This is a genomic window from Streptomyces sp. NPDC000229 (genome assembly GCF_040300825.1).
GTDB lineage: Bacteria > Actinomycetota > Actinomycetes > Streptomycetales > Streptomycetaceae > Streptomyces.
In genome coordinates this window covers 39,011-55,352 of the sequence record NZ_JBEPEL010000010.1, presented here as the reverse complement: position 1 = coordinate 55,352, position 16,342 = coordinate 39,011, and the positions used below count along the sequence as shown (strand labels likewise).

The 16,342-nt window shown below is 72.3% G+C and carries 17 protein-coding genes and 1 pseudogene; 9 read left to right on the top strand and 9 right to left on the bottom strand.

Annotated elements, in window-relative coordinates:
* Positions 1 to 7 precede the first annotated feature (7 nt).
* Together pqqB and pqqA are read right to left on the bottom strand one after the other, a co-directional pair.
* The gene (pqqB, locus tag ABT360_RS08465) at positions 8 to 955 is read right to left on the bottom strand and encodes a pyrroloquinoline quinone biosynthesis protein PqqB (RefSeq protein ID WP_351812706.1); all 948 of its coding nucleotides are present in this window, start codon (positions 953 to 955) and stop codon (positions 8 to 10) included.
* Between the two features lie 11 nt (positions 956 to 966).
* Positions 967 to 1,083 (bottom strand): pyrroloquinoline quinone precursor peptide PqqA, encoded by a 117-nt coding sequence (gene pqqA / locus ABT360_RS08460; RefSeq protein WP_351812703.1) that lies wholly within the window; start codon positions 1,081 to 1,083, stop codon positions 967 to 969.
* A gap of 220 nt (positions 1,084 to 1,303) precedes the next feature.
* On the opposite strand from pqqA, the gene ABT360_RS08455 reads away from it, so the two are divergent.
* Positions 1,304 to 2,146, top strand: a complete 843-nt coding sequence (locus ABT360_RS08455; protein ID WP_351812700.1) for an aldo/keto reductase — start codon at positions 1,304 to 1,306, stop codon at positions 2,144 to 2,146.
* A gap of 421 nt (positions 2,147 to 2,567) precedes the next feature.
* Here ABT360_RS08455 and ABT360_RS08450 read toward each other — a convergent pair whose 3' ends face one another.
* Together ABT360_RS08450 and ABT360_RS08445 are read right to left on the bottom strand one after the other, a co-directional pair.
* Entirely contained in the window at positions 2,568 to 3,062 is a 495-nt protein-coding gene (locus ABT360_RS08450; protein ID WP_351812697.1) for a hypothetical protein, read from the bottom strand.
* A gap of 41 nt (positions 3,063 to 3,103) precedes the next feature.
* Complete coding sequence (locus ABT360_RS08445; RefSeq protein ID WP_351812695.1) at positions 3,104 to 3,661, bottom strand: hypothetical protein; 558 nt, start codon at positions 3,659 to 3,661, stop codon at positions 3,104 to 3,106.
* 154 nt (positions 3,662 to 3,815) lie between these two features.
* Here ABT360_RS08445 and ABT360_RS08440 point away from each other — a divergent pair, with 154 nt between their 5' ends.
* Positions 3,816 to 4,802, top strand: coding sequence for a permease (locus ABT360_RS08440; RefSeq protein ID WP_351812692.1), 987 nt, complete (start codon positions 3,816 to 3,818; stop codon positions 4,800 to 4,802).
* A complete protein-coding gene (locus tag ABT360_RS08435) occupies positions 4,799 to 5,554 on the top strand; it encodes a TIGR03943 family putative permease subunit (protein ID WP_351812689.1) in 756 nt (251 codons plus the stop codon). Before ABT360_RS08440 ends, ABT360_RS08435 begins: the two co-directional genes overlap by 4 nt.
* Positions 5,555 to 5,566: 12 nt before the next feature.
* Here the strand turns inward: ABT360_RS08435 and ABT360_RS08430 are convergent, their stop codons facing one another.
* Positions 5,567 to 6,442: a class I SAM-dependent methyltransferase gene (locus ABT360_RS08430; protein WP_351812686.1), complete on the bottom strand. Its 876-nt coding sequence runs from the start codon at positions 6,440 to 6,442 to the stop codon at positions 5,567 to 5,569.
* Between the two features lie 27 nt (positions 6,443 to 6,469).
* Positions 6,470 to 7,276, bottom strand: a pseudogene (locus tag ABT360_RS08425) (cupin domain-containing protein); the annotation flags it as partial.
* Here ABT360_RS08425 and ABT360_RS35360 point away from each other — a divergent pair.
* Positions 7,183 to 7,593: a hypothetical protein gene (locus ABT360_RS35360; protein ID WP_444852196.1), complete on the top strand. Its 411-nt coding sequence runs from the start codon at positions 7,183 to 7,185 to the stop codon at positions 7,591 to 7,593. The pseudogene ABT360_RS08425 and the gene ABT360_RS35360 sit on opposite strands and share 94 nt — an antisense overlap.
* Positions 7,594 to 7,617: 24 nt before the next feature.
* Here the strand turns inward: ABT360_RS35360 and ABT360_RS08415 are convergent, their stop codons facing one another.
* Positions 7,618 to 7,923 carry a 4a-hydroxytetrahydrobiopterin dehydratase gene (locus tag ABT360_RS08415; protein ID WP_351812684.1) on the bottom strand — a complete coding sequence of 102 codons (306 nt, stop codon included), beginning with the start codon at positions 7,921 to 7,923 and terminating at the stop codon, positions 7,618 to 7,620.
* 105 nt (positions 7,924 to 8,028) lie between these two features.
* On the opposite strand from ABT360_RS08415, the gene ABT360_RS08410 reads away from it, so the two are divergent.
* Positions 8,029 to 8,835 carry a helix-turn-helix domain-containing protein gene (locus ABT360_RS08410; RefSeq protein ID WP_351812681.1) on the top strand — a complete coding sequence of 269 codons (807 nt, stop codon included), beginning with the start codon at positions 8,029 to 8,031 and terminating at the stop codon, positions 8,833 to 8,835.
* A gap of 195 nt (positions 8,836 to 9,030) precedes the next feature.
* On the opposite strand, the gene ABT360_RS08405 is transcribed toward ABT360_RS08410, so the two are convergent.
* Complete coding sequence (locus ABT360_RS08405) at positions 9,031 to 10,770, bottom strand: hypothetical protein (protein ID WP_351812678.1); 1,740 nt, start codon at positions 10,768 to 10,770, stop codon at positions 9,031 to 9,033.
* Positions 10,771 to 11,117: 347 nt separating this feature from the next.
* Here ABT360_RS08405 and ABT360_RS08400 point away from each other — a divergent pair, with 347 nt between their 5' ends.
* A complete protein-coding gene (locus tag ABT360_RS08400) occupies positions 11,118 to 11,573 on the top strand; it encodes a hypothetical protein (protein WP_351812675.1) in 456 nt (151 codons plus the stop codon).
* A 73-nt stretch (positions 11,574 to 11,646) separates the two neighbouring features.
* Positions 11,647 to 12,108: a hypothetical protein gene (locus tag ABT360_RS08395; RefSeq protein WP_351812672.1), complete on the top strand. Its 462-nt coding sequence runs from the start codon at positions 11,647 to 11,649 to the stop codon at positions 12,106 to 12,108.
* On the opposite strand, the gene ABT360_RS08390 is transcribed toward ABT360_RS08395, so the two are convergent.
* Positions 12,109 to 13,026 carry an aminoglycoside phosphotransferase family protein gene (locus ABT360_RS08390; protein ID WP_351812669.1) on the bottom strand — a complete coding sequence of 306 codons (918 nt, stop codon included), beginning with the start codon at positions 13,024 to 13,026 and terminating at the stop codon, positions 12,109 to 12,111.
* Positions 13,027 to 13,192: 166 nt separating this feature from the next.
* Between ABT360_RS08390 and ABT360_RS08385 the strand changes: the two genes are divergently transcribed.
* Positions 13,193 to 14,407, top strand: coding sequence for a glycosyltransferase (locus ABT360_RS08385; protein WP_351812666.1), 1,215 nt, complete (start codon positions 13,193 to 13,195; stop codon positions 14,405 to 14,407).
* Positions 14,408 to 14,810: 403 nt separating this feature from the next.
* Positions 14,811 to 15,986: an amidase gene (locus tag ABT360_RS08380; RefSeq protein WP_351812663.1), complete on the top strand. Its 1,176-nt coding sequence runs from the start codon at positions 14,811 to 14,813 to the stop codon at positions 15,984 to 15,986.
* Positions 15,987 to 16,342 lie beyond the last annotated feature (356 nt).

The window sequence follows — 16,342 nt, the reverse complement described above, 5'->3', positions numbered from 1 at the left end:
TGTCGGTTCACAGCTCGATCACCATCCGGTCGGCGGCGACGCCGAGGCCCCACTCGGCGAGCCGGTCGTGCTGCGGGGCCGCGGGGTCGGTGAGGGGGTTGGTGTTGTTGAGGTGGGTGTAGAGGCAGCGGGTGCCCAGGGCGGCGAGCCGGTGGGCGGTGCCGTGCGGACCGTCGATGGGCAGGTGTCCCATTCCGGTGGCGGTCCTGCTGGAGATGCCGGTGCGCACGGGTTCCTCGTCGTCCCAGAAGGTGCCGTCGACGATGACGCAGTCGGCGTCCTCGACGGCGTACTGGAACCCCTCGGTCCAGGCGGCGAGAGCGGGGGCGTACACGAGGGTGCGGCCGGTCGCCGTGTCACGCAGCCGGAGGGCGACGACCCAGCCGGGCCCGGTGGGGTCGCCGGACCCGGTCGGGGCGCCGGACCCGGTGGAGTCGCCGCACGCGGTGGGGGTGACCGCGGCGTACCGGGGCCGTTTGGCGGAGACGGGCACGGCGGCGGTCTCGATCGTCCCGCCGGGGCTGAGCGGCTGCGGCTCGCTTCCCAGCTCGCGCCAGGTGACACGGGTGTAGGGGGCGAGGGTGACGCCGAGGCGGAGGCCCTCGAGGAGCGCCGTGCGTACCGGCGGGGTGGCGAGGATCTCGAAGCCGTCGGCTTCGCGGAGGCGGGCGATGCCCAGGGTGTGGTCGAGCTCGGCGTCGGTGAGGACGACGCCGGCCAGGGGTGTGTCCCGGGGGCCGGGCCCCGGCCGCAGCTCGTGACTTTCCTCGATCTGTTCACCGAGGTCGGGCGTGGCGTTGACGAGGTACCAGGAGCCCTCGTCCGCGCGGACGGCGAGCGAGGCGTGACGGCGGCGCCGCTCCGGGTGGGCGCGCGCCCCGGCACAGCCGGGACACGCGCAGTTCCACTGGGGCAGCCCGCCGCCCGCCGCGGTGCCGAGCACCTGGAGCAGCATGGCGGCGGGGTCTACCGGTCGGCGAGGACGTAGGCGGTGACTTCGAGGGCGGTCTCGACGACCGTGTACGCGGGGGTCTGCCAGCCGGCCGGGGCGGCTGCGGTCTCCTCGGCGCTGTCGTGGGACACGGGCGGTTCCTGCATGGCCGGACCTGCTTTCCTGAGAGGTGGGGGTTCAGGAGTGCCGAACGCGGCTATTCAACCGTTCAGATGGGCGCATCGCGTTCAGCGACGTGCAACAGAGTCGCGCGGTGACGGGGCACGGTCAATGGCGCGATGCCGGGAACACGTTCCAGGATGTGATCGTTGACCCTGGAGTACCAACCGACGACGTAAGGAACGACCGCTCGTGAGCATGGTCCCCTCCATCACCCTCAACAACGGTGTCTCCATGCCGCAGCTCGGCTTCGGTGTCTGGCAGGTGCCCGACGGCGAGGCGGCGAAGGCGGTGGGCACGGCCCTGGAGGCCGGGTACCGCAGCATCGACACCGCAGCGATCTACGCGAACGAGAAGGGCACCGGCGAGGCCGTCGCCGCCTCCGGTATCGCCCGTGAGGAGCTCTTCGTCACCACCAAGCTCTGGAACAGTGCGTCCGTGACATGGACCCGCGACGCCGTGCTGCGTGAGTTCGACGCCTCATTGGACAGGCTCGGCCTGGACTACGTCGATCTGTACCTGATCCACTGGCCCCGGCCGATGCGGGACGACCACCTCACCATCTACCGGACGTTCGAGGAGATCGCGGAGTCGGGGCGCGCGAAGGCCATCGGTGTGTCCAACTTCCTGCCCGAGCACCTGAAGCGGCTGCTCGACGAGACGTCCGTCGTCCCGGCGGTGAACCAGATCGAGCTGCACCCCCGGCTCCAGCAGGCGGAGTCGCGGACGTTCCACGCACAAGCCGGCATCGCCACCGAGGCGTGGTCGCCACTGGGTCAGGGCAAGGGCCTGCTGGAGGTCCCGACGATCGCCGCGATCGCCCGCAAGCACGGCCGCACCCCGGCACAGGCGGTGCTGCGCTGGCACCTCCAGCTCGGCAACGTGGTGATTCCCAAGTCCGTGACCCCGTCGCGGATCCGGGAGAACATCGACGTCTTCGACTTCGAGCTGGACGCCGACGACATGGCCGCCTTCGCGGCCCTCGACGAGAGCGAGCGCCTGGGTCCGGACCCGGCGACCTTCGACGACAACTGACTTCCGGCGTCAGCCGCGAGGACGGCGCGGCCGCGCGCGTGCGGCTGCGCCGTTCGGCGTGGAAACGGCCCGTCCGTGTGAACCGTGATCATGTTTGCGGCGTCACGGTTCGTGAGCGCCCGGGTGCGCCTCCACCGTGAGTGCGACCGCCGCCGAAGGCCTCTCCTCATGCCCGGATCCGCGCCCGGATCCGCTGCCGGGCGACCTTCGTGATCGCTGCCGGCGCCCACGGGAAGTCCGGCTCGCCCCGCTCGGAGCTGCGCCCCTCCCGACGCGCTGACCCGCTCGGCCCACCACGTGCTCCTCCGGCGCCACCCGGCACCCCGCACCCGCACGGCCTGCGTCCCCCAGTCCCCGGCCGCCGTCACGCGCCGGCAGCGGTACGAGCCGTCCGGCCCGTACCGCTGCCGGCGATCCGGGGTCAGGTGGTGAGCAGGCGGTTGAAGAAGGACCGGTACTGGCGGAGCGCCTTGCGGAGGTCCTCGGTGTCCACCTCCTCACCACGGTTCCACTGACCCTCCAGGTCCTTCTTGTGGTCGGCGAACGTCGAGGCCAGCTGCCGCATGACGTCCGCGACGAGGGCGTCGGCCTTGTGCACGGCCTCGCGGGGGTCGTCGACGAACTGGTTCTGGATGTCCTGCCAGCGGTTCCGGAAGCCTTCCTCGTCCTCTTCGGCCAGAAGCCGGGGTGTCTCGTCCTCGGCCGGGACGGCCACTTCCGGGCTCGGTTCAGGAGCCGGTTCGGCCGGTGCCGACTCCGGCGTGCTTTCGACCGTGCCGTCGAATGTGCTCTCGACGGGGAAGACGGGGGCGTCGGGCCGCCGCTCGTCGGTCACTCCGCCCGCGCTGCCCGGCTGGGCGATGTCCTCGGTGGACAGACCGCTCTCGCCGGGTCCTGGTATGTCCTCGCGTTGCATGTCTCCTCCTCCACCGTGGTCCGGGGACCGGGCTGTACGGGTCAGGCCGGGGCGCGGTGGGACTGTCCGCCGTCGGACAGCAGCTCGTCGAAGAGGGCGCGGTAGTGCACCATCGCTCCCCGCAGCTGCTCGGTCGTGGCCTGGTGCTTCATGCTCAGCCTGTTGACCTCGTGGGCGGCGCGGTAGTGCTCGATGGTGCGGCCGTGCTCGACCGAGAGGTCCTTCAGCCGCTGGTCGAGATCCTCGGTCGGGTAGCCGCGCTCCCGCATCAGGGAGGTCACCAGGAGGTCCGCGTCCTGGACGGCGTCCTCCGGGCGGTCCACGAACTCTCCCTGCACATCGGTCCAGTCCCGGGTGTAGCGGTCCCGGACGTCGCCCGGCAGCGGCCTGATGTCCAGCTCGTCGTGGCGTTTCTCGCGGGCGCTCAGATCGCGCTCGGCCTCGCGCCGGCTCCCGCTCTCCTCGACCGTCCTGTCGTACTCCGGTCCGAACCGCTCACGCAGGCGCCGGCTGCGGAGGCCCAGGAAGGCGACCACGGCCAGGATTGCCAGGATCACCGCGACAGGGATGACGATCGCCAGGAGGGTTCCCGTCGACATGGGACCCGACCCCCTCACTTGTGTCCGATATGCCCCATTCAGGGTATCGCTCGCCCCCTGCCCTGGGAACGGCGGGAGGCGGCCCTGGGAGCGGCGGGAGGCGACGCCAGGCTGAAATGATTGTCATTCGCCGCTGCGGCTAAGGTGTGGCTCCATGAACCGAGCCGCACCCGCGCGGGAGCGTCCCCCCGGGGCGATACCGCCGTCCGTCGCCGTCACCGGAGCGGTATCGCTGCTGCTGATCACCGTGCTCGCGCTGCCGCTGCTGAACCACCCCGGATTCCGGGCGTGGCAGACCGTCTGCGTGGCGCTCACCGTGCAGGCACTGCCCTTCCTGCTCTTCGGAACCGTCGTGTCCGGCGCGGTCAACGCCTTCGTACCGGCACGGGTGTTCAGCAAGGCGCTCCCGCGCAATCCCGCGCTCGCCGTGCCCGTCGCCGGTGCCGCCGGCGTGGTGCTGCCCGGCTGCGAGTGCGCCTCCGTGCCGGTCGCGGGCAGCCTGATCCGGCGCGGGGTCACCCCGGCAGCGGCGTTCGCGTTCCTGCTCTCCGCGCCGGCGGTCAACCCCGTCGTGCTGGTCTCGACCGCCGTGGCCTTCCCCGGGCAGCCCGGCATGGTCGCCGCCCGGCTCGTCGCCTCGCTCGCCACGGCGGCCACCATGGGCTGGCTGTGGCTGAAGTGGGGGCGGGCGGAATGGCTGAAGATGCCCGCACGGCACACCGGCCACCGGGCGGGGCACAACCGCTGGGAGGAGTTCCGGGTCGGCTTCCAGCACGACTTCCTGCACGCGGGCGGCTTCCTCGTCGTCGGCGCGATGGCGGCGGCCACCTTCAACGTGCTCGTCCCGCGCTCCGTACTGGACCTCTTCGCCAACTCCCCCTGGCTGTCCGTGCTGTTCCTCGCCACGCTCGCCGTCGTGCTCGCCGTCTGCTCCGAGGCCGACGCCTTCGTCGCCGCGTCGCTCACCGGCTTCTCCCCCACCGCGCGACTGACGTTCATGGTGGTGGGACCGATGGTCGACGTGAAGCTGATCGCCCTTCAGGCCGGGACCTTCGGGCGGGCGTTCGCGGTGCGCTTCTCGGCGGCGACCGCGGTGGTGGCCGTGACGTGCGCCTGCCTGACCGGATGGTGGCTGCTGTGAGACGACACATCCAGGCGGCTCTGCTGCTGCTCACCGGCTCCGCCGTCCTGTACATCTCCCTGCTGAGCCAGGTCTATCTGCGGTACGTGAAGGAGGGATTGCGGCCCTTCCTCGTCGCGTCCGCCGTGCTGCTGCTGGTGCTGGGTGTCGTCGGCGCGGTGCGGGACGGCCTGCCGTTCGCGCCCCGCCGCGACGCCGGCGAGGAGGTGGACGACGCGCACGGACACGGGCACGAGGGCGGCCCGCGCGTCGCCTGGGTGCTGTTCCTGCCCGTCCTGGCCCTGCTGCTGTACGCCCCTCCCGCGCTCGGCTCGTACACCGCGGCGCGCGAGACCGACAACGCGGTCGCCCAGGTGTCGGAGTTCGACCGGCTGCCGGACGCCGACCCGGCCCCGTTGGCCCTGTCCGGATTCATCGCACGGGTCCAGCAGGACCGCGACCGGAGCCTCGCCGGACGCACCGTCCTGATGACCGGGTTCGTCACGCCCGCGAAGGACCGCCCCGGCACCTGGTACCTCACCCGGCTCGTCGTCAGCTGCTGCGCGGCCGACTCCAGGTCGCTGCGCGTCCGTGTGTACGGCGAGCCCGCGCCCCCGGCCGACACCTGGGTGACCGTGACGGGCACCTGGCGCCCCGGCGGCGGCGGCGCGCTGGGGACGGCGACGGCCGCGGTGGCGCTCGACGCCCGGACGGTGGAGCGGGTGCCCGAGCCGGTCGACCCGTACCAGGACACCACGCCCCTGTTGCCCTGAGGGCCCGGCGGCTCAGCCTCGGCGGGCCGTGTACACCGTACGGGCGGTCAGCATGAACAGGTCGGGCCGGTGGTGCAGGCCCTGCGGCTCGGCCGGGTCCAGCAGCCGGTCCAGGGTGGCGCGGTCCTCGGCGGCGAGGCGGTCGCCGAGTGCCTCACGGTGCCGGGCGAACCCGGCCACGATCTGGTCGCGCACGGCATCGGTGACGGGCGCGGGCACGTCGTGGAGGAACGAGCGGGTCCCGCTCGGCACCAGGCCGGCATCGGCCAGCAGGGCCCGCCAGTCGTCGGTGTCCTCCTTGGCACCGGGCAGCCCCGCCCGCATCTCGGCGAACCACTCGGCGTGCACGGTGTCCATCCGGGCCTCCAGCCCCGGGCGCCCGATGCCGAAGTTCTGGGGCAGGCGCCGCGTCGGCAGCCCGCCCTCCACCACGGCCAGCAGGCCACCCGGGCGCAGCAGGCGCGCCAGGCCTGCGACGGCCGCACGCTGATCGCCCAGGTGATGGAGGAAGTCGGCCGCCCAGATGAGGTCGGCGCCGCCGAGTGCGGCGATGCCGTCCGGGAGTTCCGCGTGACGCGTGGTGACCCGGTCGCCGAGGTGCGCGGCACGGGCGCGCTCGCGGGTGCGTTCCAGCAGCTCGGGCGTGGCGTCGACGGCGACGACCTCCGCGTACGGGAAGGCCTCGGCGAGCAGGCACGACAGCACGCCCGGTCCGCTGCCGACGTCGAGGATCCGGCGCACTCCGGCCGTCGGCACCAGCTCGCCGAGCCAGGCCGCGGCCTGCCGGTACAGCGGGCTCTGGAGCTCCGCGCCGTGCTCCAGCAGCGGCAGCATCTCGGTCCAGTCCATGCGGGTGTGGTCGTGGTGACCGTGGTGGTGTTGGCTCATGCCGACAGAGTGGCGGCGGAGGTGCGGTCATGGCGAACTTTGTTGCTGCTGCGGCAAAGTCCGCGGTTCCCGCTCCCGCGCGCGGTGCTCCCGGGGCCTGATGCCCCGTACCCGCTTGAAGGCGGCGCTCAGGGCGAACGAGCCGCTGTAGCCCACCTGCCGGGCCACCGACTCGACCGTGGCGTCCGTTCCGCGCAGCAGGTCGGCGGCGAGCGCGAGCCGCCAGCCCGTCAGGTACGTCATCGGCGGCTCCCCCACCAGTTCGGTGAAGCGGCGCGCCGGCCCGGCCCGGGACACCCCCGCCCCGGTGGCGAGCGAGGCGACCGTCCAGGGGCGGGCCGGGTCGTCCTGCATCAGCCGCAGCGCGGCGCCGACCACCGGGTCGCCCATCGCCCGGTACCAGCCCGGTGCGGCCGCCTCGGGGCGGGAGAACCAGGACCGCAGGACGGAGATCAGCAGCAGGTCGAGGATCCGGTCGAGGACGACGCTCCGGCCCGGCTCGTCCCGGCCGATCTCCTCCTCCATCACCGGCATGACGGGGCAGCTCCACTGGTCGGCGGTCAGGTGCAGCAGTGGCGGCAGGGCGTCCAGGAGGCGGCGGCTGACCTCGCCGTCCATCCGGTACGTACCGATCAGCAGGGTGTGGCGGCCGTCGGGCGCGTTGCCCCAGGTCCGTACACCCAGGCGCATGGCCGGGTGGCACGGCGGAGCCGTTCGTCGACGCCGACGACCTCGCGGACGTGATCGTCGCGACGCTGACGGAGGAGGGGCACACCGGGCTGGTGCACGAGGTGACGGGACCCGCGCCGCTGACCTTCGCGGAGGTCGCGGCCGAGATCTCGCGGGCGGCGGGGCGCGAGGTGCGCCACGTGCCGGTGACGGCGGAGGAGTACGCGGGGATGCTGCGGGAGTACGGGCTGCCGGCGCCGGCGGGTGGGAGGAGTTCGCCGGCCACCCCTCGGGCCGCGTCGAACCGCCCGTACGCGGCCGCTTCGGGGCGGACGGTACGGGACGGTTCCCCGTACTACGGCCATGACGCCGGGCGGGCCGTCCGGGTCCGGTCGTGTGGTCGGGCACCACGGCGACCACCGCTCGGCGGGAACGGTCCCTCCCGGCGGACGGAAGGAAGGCGTGGGTGCAGAACCGGGTGATGGACTTCAGGCGCGCATGGCCCGTCAGTCCGCGCCGTGGGAGGGCGCGATCTCCTCGACACGGGCGGCGAGGGAGAAGTCCTTCTCCGTGATCGCGCCGCCCGCGTCGTGGGTGTTCACGGTGAGGTTGACCGTGTTGTAGCCGAGGGTGAGATCGGAATGGTGGTTCAGCTCCTCCTGGATCCGGGCGACGTGGACGACCATCGCGGTCGCGGCGAAGTGCGTGTCGAGGCGGTAGGTGCGGGCGATGCGGTCGCCCTCCTGGGACCAGCCGGGCAGTTCGCGCAGCCGGTCCTCGATCTCCTTCTGCGACAGCGGCTCAGTGGGCATGTCCCGGGCTCCGTTTCGGGTCGGTGCGGACGATGACGGCGTGACCGTGACGATACGGTCCGACGACACCGGCCCGTGGTCAACACGTGGGTTACCGTCTGCGGTATGACAACTGTCGGGTCCGGTACCGGAGTAGGGCCGCTGCTGCGCGGCTGGCGTGAGCGGCGGCGGCTGAGCCAGCTGGAGCTGGCACTGCGCGCCGACTCGTCGGCCCGTCACATCTCGTTCATCGAGACGGGCCGGTCCCGCCCGAGCGAGGAGATGATCCTGCGCCTGGCCGAGCACCTGGAGGTGCCGGTACGGGAGCGCAACGCCCTGCTGCTCGCGGCGGGTTACGCCCCGCGGTACTCCGAGACGTCCCTGGACGACCCTTCGCTGGACACGCTGCGGGCGGGCATCGAGCAGTTGCTGACCGGGTACGACCCGTATCCGGCGATCGTCGTCGACGGCTCGTACACGGTGGTGGCCGCGAACCGGGGCATCAGGACGCTGCTGGACGGGCTGCCCGAGCACCTGCTGACGCCGCCGCTGAACGTCATGCGGATCACCCTGCACCCGGAGGGCCTCGCACCGAGGATCCGCAACCTGCGGGAGTGGCGGGGCCACCTGCTGGCCCAGATGGAGCGCCAGATCGCACTGGCGCGCTCGGAGCCGCTGCGGCGGTTGTACGAGGAGGTCGCGGCGTACCCGCTGCCGGAGCCGGCGGACACCCACCCTGAGGAGGCCGGGGAGTCCGGTCCGTACGCGTACTTCGCGTTGCCGCTGCGGATCGAGCACGACGGACACGTGCTGTCCTTCGTGTCGTCGATCTCGACGTTCAACACGCCGATGGACGTGACGGTCGCCGAGCTGGCCATCGAGACGCTGCTCCCGGCCGACCCGGCGACGGTCAAGTACCTCCAGTCCCTCTAGGAACGGGCCCCGGAAGACAACGACAACGGCCGGCCCATGCTCGTCGAGGCGGCCCTCGGCACTCTCACCCTGCACACCGGCCCCGACCCGATGTGCTCCGCGTCTCGCGCGGTCAGTCCCCTCGGACGACCGGGCCCGTGACCGGCACAGGCCGGTGGCGGCCGGCACTCGGTCGTCGACGGTCCGGGTCCGCCGTCACAGACCCAGCGGCGGCAGTTTGCGGGAGGATTCCGAAGGGTCGTCGCGCACCGACTCGCGCAAAGCGGCGCGCAGGGAGCGTTTGGCCACGACCCGGGCCTTCGGCATGTCGGTCAGGATCTCGTACCCCTCGCCGTACGCCCCGGGAAGCGCAGGCAGTCGCAGTGCCGCGAGGGCGGCGTCGAGGGGGGCGCGGTCCGTGCCGGGGTCGCGCAGTGCGGCAGTGACGAGACGCTCGTCAGCCTTGGGGAAGGCCGACGTGAGCGCGGCGGCGGTCTCGGCGGCCTCCTGCTGTGCCGGGATTCCGTCGGGTCCCTCCCAGAAGTGCATCGCCAAGACCTTGCGGTCGCGCACCAGGCTCAGTCCGTACCGGTCGGCGAACCGGGACACGACGAGTACGGGCCAGGGCTCGCCGGTGGTGAACGACCGGGCGAGCCGTACGAGGTCGCCCTCACCGAGGAGGGCGCGCCGCAGGCCGCGCCGCCCGCCGCGCCCGCCGGTGTCGGGTTCCTGCGAGGGGGCGGTTTCGACGAGGGTGATGCCGTTGCCGAGCGGTGCCGTGCGGTAGGCAACGCCGGTGAGCAGCACGGCCTTGGCGACCTGGGTGGCCGTCGCAGGAACCACGGCGAGTTCCCGGCGGGCGCCGCCGGCGTCCGGGGCGGCCGTCGCCGTCTCGGGCGAGGGCACCGCGACGCCGCCGAAGAACGGGGTGTCCTTGGCCACTTGGGCGCGCACTCCGTCACGGAACTGCAGGAACGCCGGCAGCCCGCCGAGGTAGGCCCACGGGAAGACGGTGACGTGCCGCCCGATGACCCGGAAGACGTCAAGGATCTCGGTGGCCGGCCGGCCGTCACGGATCATGGCCCAGGCCAGGTGGTTGCGGATGCCGGTCAGGTGCGGATCGCCGACGGGGCGGGCCGCCGAGAGGGCGCGAGCGGCGGCGATCGCGGCGTCCACGCGGTCCTGGCCGATCGGCCCGTACTTGGTCGCCGCGTCGCCGTCCAGCCGTTCGTCCAGGACGAGTTCGGACAGTGCCACGACCGGCAGCCCGCGCAGCTGGTGGCCGTCCGGGCTCGCGGCCGCGACGCGCTCGGCATACGCGAACATCTCCTCGTGGGAGCCGTGCCACTTGGCGGCCAGGAACTGCACGGCACGCGCGTGGGCGGCCCAGTTGTGGGGGTCGATCGCCAGGGCGTTGGCGAGGTGGTCCTCGAAGTCCTCCCGGGAGGCAGCGGCGCCGGTGTCGTGTGCGAGGACGGTGACCCACGGCGTGGGGTCCCCCTGGTTCAGAGCGACCGCCTCCTCCAGCACCGGCACGCCGTCGGCGAGGAGCGCGTGGAAGCCGGCGAACTGCTCGGCCGAAACCTCGGAGGCCCGCGCACCGGTCCGTACCGACCAGGCCCGGGCGACGGCCGCCTCGGCGCGGACGAAAGCCAGGTCGCGGTCGCCGGGTTTCCGTGCGCACCATTCTTCCAGTTGGCCCGGGGTGTCGAGCAGGACCTCCGCGAGCGCCCTGGCGGCCTCGGCCCGAGTGGCCCAGTCGGTCTCCGCGCGGGTGACCGCGAGCAGTTCCTCCGCGGTGGCGTACCGCCCCTGCCGCACGGCATCGCAGGCCGCTCGCACACGCGGGTCGGGGGCGTCGAACGCCACCTCGTCGTCGGCCGGAAGACCAACCGCGGTGGCACCGTAGTGCCGCAGCAGCCGAGGGATTCCCAGCAGACCGGGCAGACGTCCCATGGCGGCTCCTCACAAGATCGGGCACGACGATCCGGCCAGGGTACGGGGCCTCCGACGCAGTACACAGGGCGCCCCGGCCGGGTGACGCCCGGCGGTCGGCTCCCGCCCGATGCCGCTGGCCACGGGTTTCCGGTGGGGCCACGAGTCCTCGGCCTGCCGGTGTGCATCAGGTCGCCGCGCACGATGGACGACCACGCCGAGCCGCGGGTGCGGACGCCCCGGCCTTCTCCCGGCAGCCGTCGGCGGCTCCGACATCGAGCAGGGTGGTCGAGTCGGCCTCAGTTCGGTTCGCTCGCCGTGACCAGGGGCGTCGGGGCCGGGCAAAACTGTCTCGCTAGTCTCCGGCCATGACCGATCCGCATTCCGCCGTCTACGAGGCGCACTTCACGCGCACCCCCTTCCAGTTCCTGTCCGGATCGGGCTGGAAGCGTCTGGTTGCCTTCCGTGTTGACAGCACGGGCGTGCTCCTCGGAGGTGCACCGGCCCGCCATGCGGCACAGACGGCGTTCGTGCCGTGGGAGGACATCACCTCCATGGTGCTGTGGCAGCAGCACACGGCCGGGCAATCAATCAACTGCATCGGCGTCCACCGGCGGGAGGGAGCCCCAGAGCTGCCAGGCCCCAACCGCGACATGACTCCCGCACAGGCACAGCGCACTGCGCCCCACATCGAGTACGAGCTCCTCCGGGCGAGCCGGCCCATCAGCCTCTGGCGTCTCGACCCCGAGCGTCTGCAGACCGCAGTGGACGCCTTTGCGCCCAATGTGTCGATCTTGGTGTACGACCCATCACATCTTCGTTGAGGCCCGAGGTCGATGCTCGTTGGCGACCACTTTCGCGGTGTAGTTGCGGGAAGCACTACGCCATACTCGCTCTATGGAGTGGTACGAACAGGCCCGGGCAGCGGAACGGGTCCGGGATTGGGATACAGCCATCGCGCTGGTCAGCGCTCGTGCCGAGTGCTACTCCGCCGATTCCCACGCGCACGACAGTCATCTGTGGCACATGCGTTTGCTCGTCAGCGCGGAGCGGTTCACGCAACTCACGGAACTCGCACTTACGGATGTCCACGCACGTCGGAGACTCAACAGGTCGCTTCACGAGCGGGGGATGGACGCGGCTCTGCGCCATCGTGCCGAGGGCGGCGACAGTGGCGCCCTGTATCACCTGGTGAACTTGCTGTGCGAGACGGGTCGGCTCCAGGAGGCACGTGCAGCGGTTCAAGACCTCGGTCCGGAGAATGATTACGCGCAGCAGCTCGTGGCCGACTTCCGTACCCCCACGCGCGGTGCGCGGCAGCCCTTGGCTTGCTTTTCAGCCTCCCGCCGGGATGCTTGATCACTGGTGGATCGTTGCGGTGAGGCGTCGCAGTGCGGCGTGGGCCGGCGGTCCCCAGGTGGGCTTGCCTCCGGGGCGACCGTGGACGCCGGCGTCTCCGATGTGGATTCCGGCGAGGGCGCGCAGCACCGCCCAGCCGCGGGCGCGGCGCAGGGTCGCGGCGTCCGGGCTCGGCTGATAGGTCTCGTGGAAGAGGTCGGCGGCGCCGTCGGGCAGCAGGATCCAGGCGGCGGCGAGGTCGCAGGCCGGGTCGCCGGCGAAGAGGTCGCCGAAATCGATCACGCCGGAGAAAATACCGTTCGTGGTCAGGATGTTGGCCGGATGCAGGTCGCCGTGGAGCCAGAGACGTGGGCCTGGCCAGTCGGGCGCGGCGGCGGCGTCTTCCCAGACCGCGCGGACGGCGTCCGGGTCGCGAATCAGCCCCAGTGCGGTTGCCGAGGCGAGCCCTTGGGTGAAGTGTTCGGCGGTGTCGGCCAGCGGGCCACCGCGGTCCCGGCCTGTTGGTGCCCCGTCGGGGGCGGGGCGGTGGAGGGCGGTCAGGAAGTCGGCCAGGGTGACGGCCGCCTCCGCGGGGCGCGTCGCGGGGGCGCGATCGGCGGGCTCGCCCGGGACCCAGGTGGTGACGAGCCAGGGCCGCGGGAACCGTTGGGAGGGCTCGCCGAGGCGTTGTGGGACGGGAATCTGGAGAGGAAGGTGCGGGGCGAGGAGGGGCAGCCAGGCGTGTTCCTTGCGCAGAAGCGCGTCCGCGGACTGCGTCGCCCAGGGCAGCCGGACGGCGAGGTCGTCGCCGAGCCGCCACACTTGATTGTCCCAGCCGAGCGCTCCGAGCTTCAGGGGGCGGTCCGCCAGGTCGGGGTGCTGCTCGCGCAGCAGATCTCGGATCAAGTCCTCGGTGATGTCCGTCTGGGTGGCCGTCATGTGAGGCAACAGTAGTGGGGTAGCACCTGCCTGCTCCGGACGAATCCGTGTCAGGTCCACGCGTCGAACACACTGTGCACGTCTCGCTTCCAGTCGGAGCCGTTTCGCAGGGCCGGCGTCGTGAAGGACTTCGAGAACGGCGGCATTCGCCGAGGAGAATCGCCTCATGCGCATTCTGATCATCACCGCAGGTTCCCGAGGAGATGTCGCGCCCTTCACCGGGCTGGGGCGGCGCCTGCTGGACGCGGGCCATCAGGTGGCCGTGGCCGCTCACCCGTCCTTCGCGGCACTCGTCGGCGGGTGCGGGCTCGACTACCGGCCTGTGCCGGGAGACCCGCAGGGGCTGATTCGGGATTGGGCCCGGGCGGCGTCGCGGGAGGAAGCCCGGGCGCTGACAAGGGCGTACGCTGACGGGCTCGCCGAAGGGGTGGCGGAGGCCGTGGCGGGCGGAGCCGACCTGCTGCTCACCGCCTTCGGCCCGGCACCGCTCAGCCGGACGGCCGGTGAAGCGTTCGGCGTCCCCGTCATCGGCACCTACCTCGCACCGGCGTTCGCCACCGGGCGGTTCCCGCTGCCCAGCGCACGGAACTCCGACGGTCTGGGGCCGGAGGGCAACCTCGCCGCGGGCCAGGAAGTGCTGAGGCGCGCGAACGGTGTGTTCGAGGGCGCCGTGACCCGGCTGCGCGCCCGTCTCGGGCTGCCCGCCGACGCGCCCTCGGCACCGGGGGACATCCGGCCGGTCTTCCACGGCTTCAGCCCGCTGGTGGTGCCGCGCCCCGAGGACTGGCCGTCCGGGGTCGAAGTGGCGGGCTACTGGTGGCCCGCGCGGCCGGACGGCTGGCAGCCTCCGGCCGAACTGGTCGACTTCCTCCAGGCCGGTCCGCCCCCGGTTTTCCTCGGGTTCGGCAGCATGGCGGCGGGGCAGGGCGAACGGCTCAGTGCCCTGGTGGCCGCGGCGGTGGAGCGGGCAGGCGTGCGCGCGGTGGTGCAGGCGGGGTGGGCTGGTCTGAGCGGCTGCGGCGACGATCTCCTCACCGTCGGCGACGTCCCGCACGACTGGCTGTTCCCTCGTACCGCCGCCGTCGTCCACCACGCCGGGGCCGGTACCACCGCAGCCGGACTGAGGGCCGGAGTACCCGCCCTGCCGGTTCCCGTCATGGCCGACCAGCCGTTCTGGGCGTCTCGGCTGTACCGGCTGGGAGTTGCCCCCCGGCCTCTGCCGTTCCAGGACCTCACCGCCGAAGCCCTCGGCGACGCGATCACGGCCTGCCTGTCCGAGCCGGCCCACCGCCGCCGCGCGGCCGGACTCGCCCGCGGGATCGCCGCCGAGGACGGCGCCGCTTCCTTGCTCACCCACATCGGCTCACAGGACGCCGGGTGAACCGGGGAAGGTTCACCGCCGTGCTGCTGTGCCAGGCTTACCGAGGCGCTCTGCGGCATCCCGCGCTGCCGAAACACGTGGACGATTCGTACGCCGCCGCGCCCGGCGCCTCCCGAAATCCCAGATGCTCCGGCCGGGAGCCCCGAGGGCTGGGCATCGGTCGACCCCGACCGGCGGCCGGCCCCGGCTCATGCACCTGGCGGCGAGCTCGTGCCGCCGGTGCAGGCCGCGGTCGCCCCCTCATTGACCCCGGTCGAGCTGGGCCACCCCGACCCGTTCGGCGTCACCGTCGTCTTGAGGGAACAGGATGGCCACAGCGTGCACCTCGGAGGAGGAGCGCGTGCCCCCGCAGCGTTGACGACGACGCGTCCAGCCGTATGAGCGAGCGCGAAGGAGGACGCTTGTGATCACCACCCGCGAGTATGCGGACCTCTCCGCCCTGGACATCGCCCGGCTGGTGAGGTGTGGCGCCCTGACGGCCGTCGAGGCCGTCACCGCGGCGCTGGCCTGTATCGGTGAGCGCGACACGGAACTACGCGCGTTCACCGAGGTCTGGGCCGAGTCGGCCCTGGCCCGAGCCGCACAGGTGGACACCCTGATCTCCGACGGTGTGCGGCTGCCCCTCGCGGGTGTGCCGCTCGGCGTCAAGGCCGGCGAGGGCCCCGGCTCCTACCAGAACACCCGCTTGGTGGCGGCCGGCTGCGTGCCGGTCGGCGCCACGTCGGTGCCACGCACGGGCAAGGGCTGGCAGACGTACGGGCACACCGACCGGGGTCCCACCGTGAACCCGCTCAACCCGGCGTGGTCACCCGGAGGGTCGTCCGCGGGTTCGGCGGCTGCGGTTGCCGCCGGCCTTGTCCCCCTCGCCACTGGTTCCGACGGCGCAGGATCGGTACGCATCCCCGCCGCATGGTGCGGCATCGTCGGCTTCAAGCCCGCCAACGGCCTCCTGCCCGCCCGTGACCGGGCGGGCCTGAACTCGCCCGGCGTCCTCGCGCGCACCCCTGGAGACGCCCTGGCCTACCTCGACGCGGTAGGTGATAAGACGCCCACCACGGTCGTCCCGCGCTCTGCATCTCCGCTCACCGCGACCTGGTCGGCCACTTTGGGCTATGCGGACACCGACCCAGCAGTCGCTGCCGTTGCCCGGCGCGCCGTCGGCAGACTGGCCGACGCCAGGCTGATCACCCTGGACGAAGACGTCGACCTCACACTCATCGACCCCGCTCCGGCATGGACAGCCCTCCGCATGGGTTCACCGTCACCTGATGACGTCGGAATCGTCACCACCAACGAAGAACGGCTGACCAACTGCTTCGAGCGAGCCGACCTCGTTCTCACGCCCACCACACCGCACCCACCGCACGGCCATGACGGCCCTGGGTTCCGGATGAGTGTGGCGCTGACGTGGGCTTTCAACGTGAGCGGGCACCCGGCCATCAGCCTGCCGGCCGGAACCACCCCTCAGGGGCAGCCCGTCGGCCTCCAGCTCGTGGGCCGGCCGCACAAGGAACGACAACTCCTTGACCTCGCCGGCCGCGCCACCCGGGCAGGAGCCATTCTGCTGACGACGGCCTGAGCAACCCGCAGCATGACCGCCCTGGGACGATGGCGCCGACGCAACCCGGCTGTTGCAGAAGACGCCGTCCTGGCACCACCGGACCGGCATCAACGCACCGTCCTCGGGGCCCCGGCCCACCTGTCCGCCAGGACCACTCGGTCACCCCTCGCTGAACGCGCTGGATCCCCGGCGCGACACCGCAGTCGACCAGCCGGGGCCGGTCCTGTCGCAAGCGCCGTACGGGCAAGGGCACTTCAGCCAGACTGATCACGGCGGGACTTCACCGGCCAAGGGCCTCGCCCGCACACCACCGGGACATGGCATGCCGTACGACGCCGTCGTTCGTGCCGCCGGACACGTCCTTCTCCCCCTCG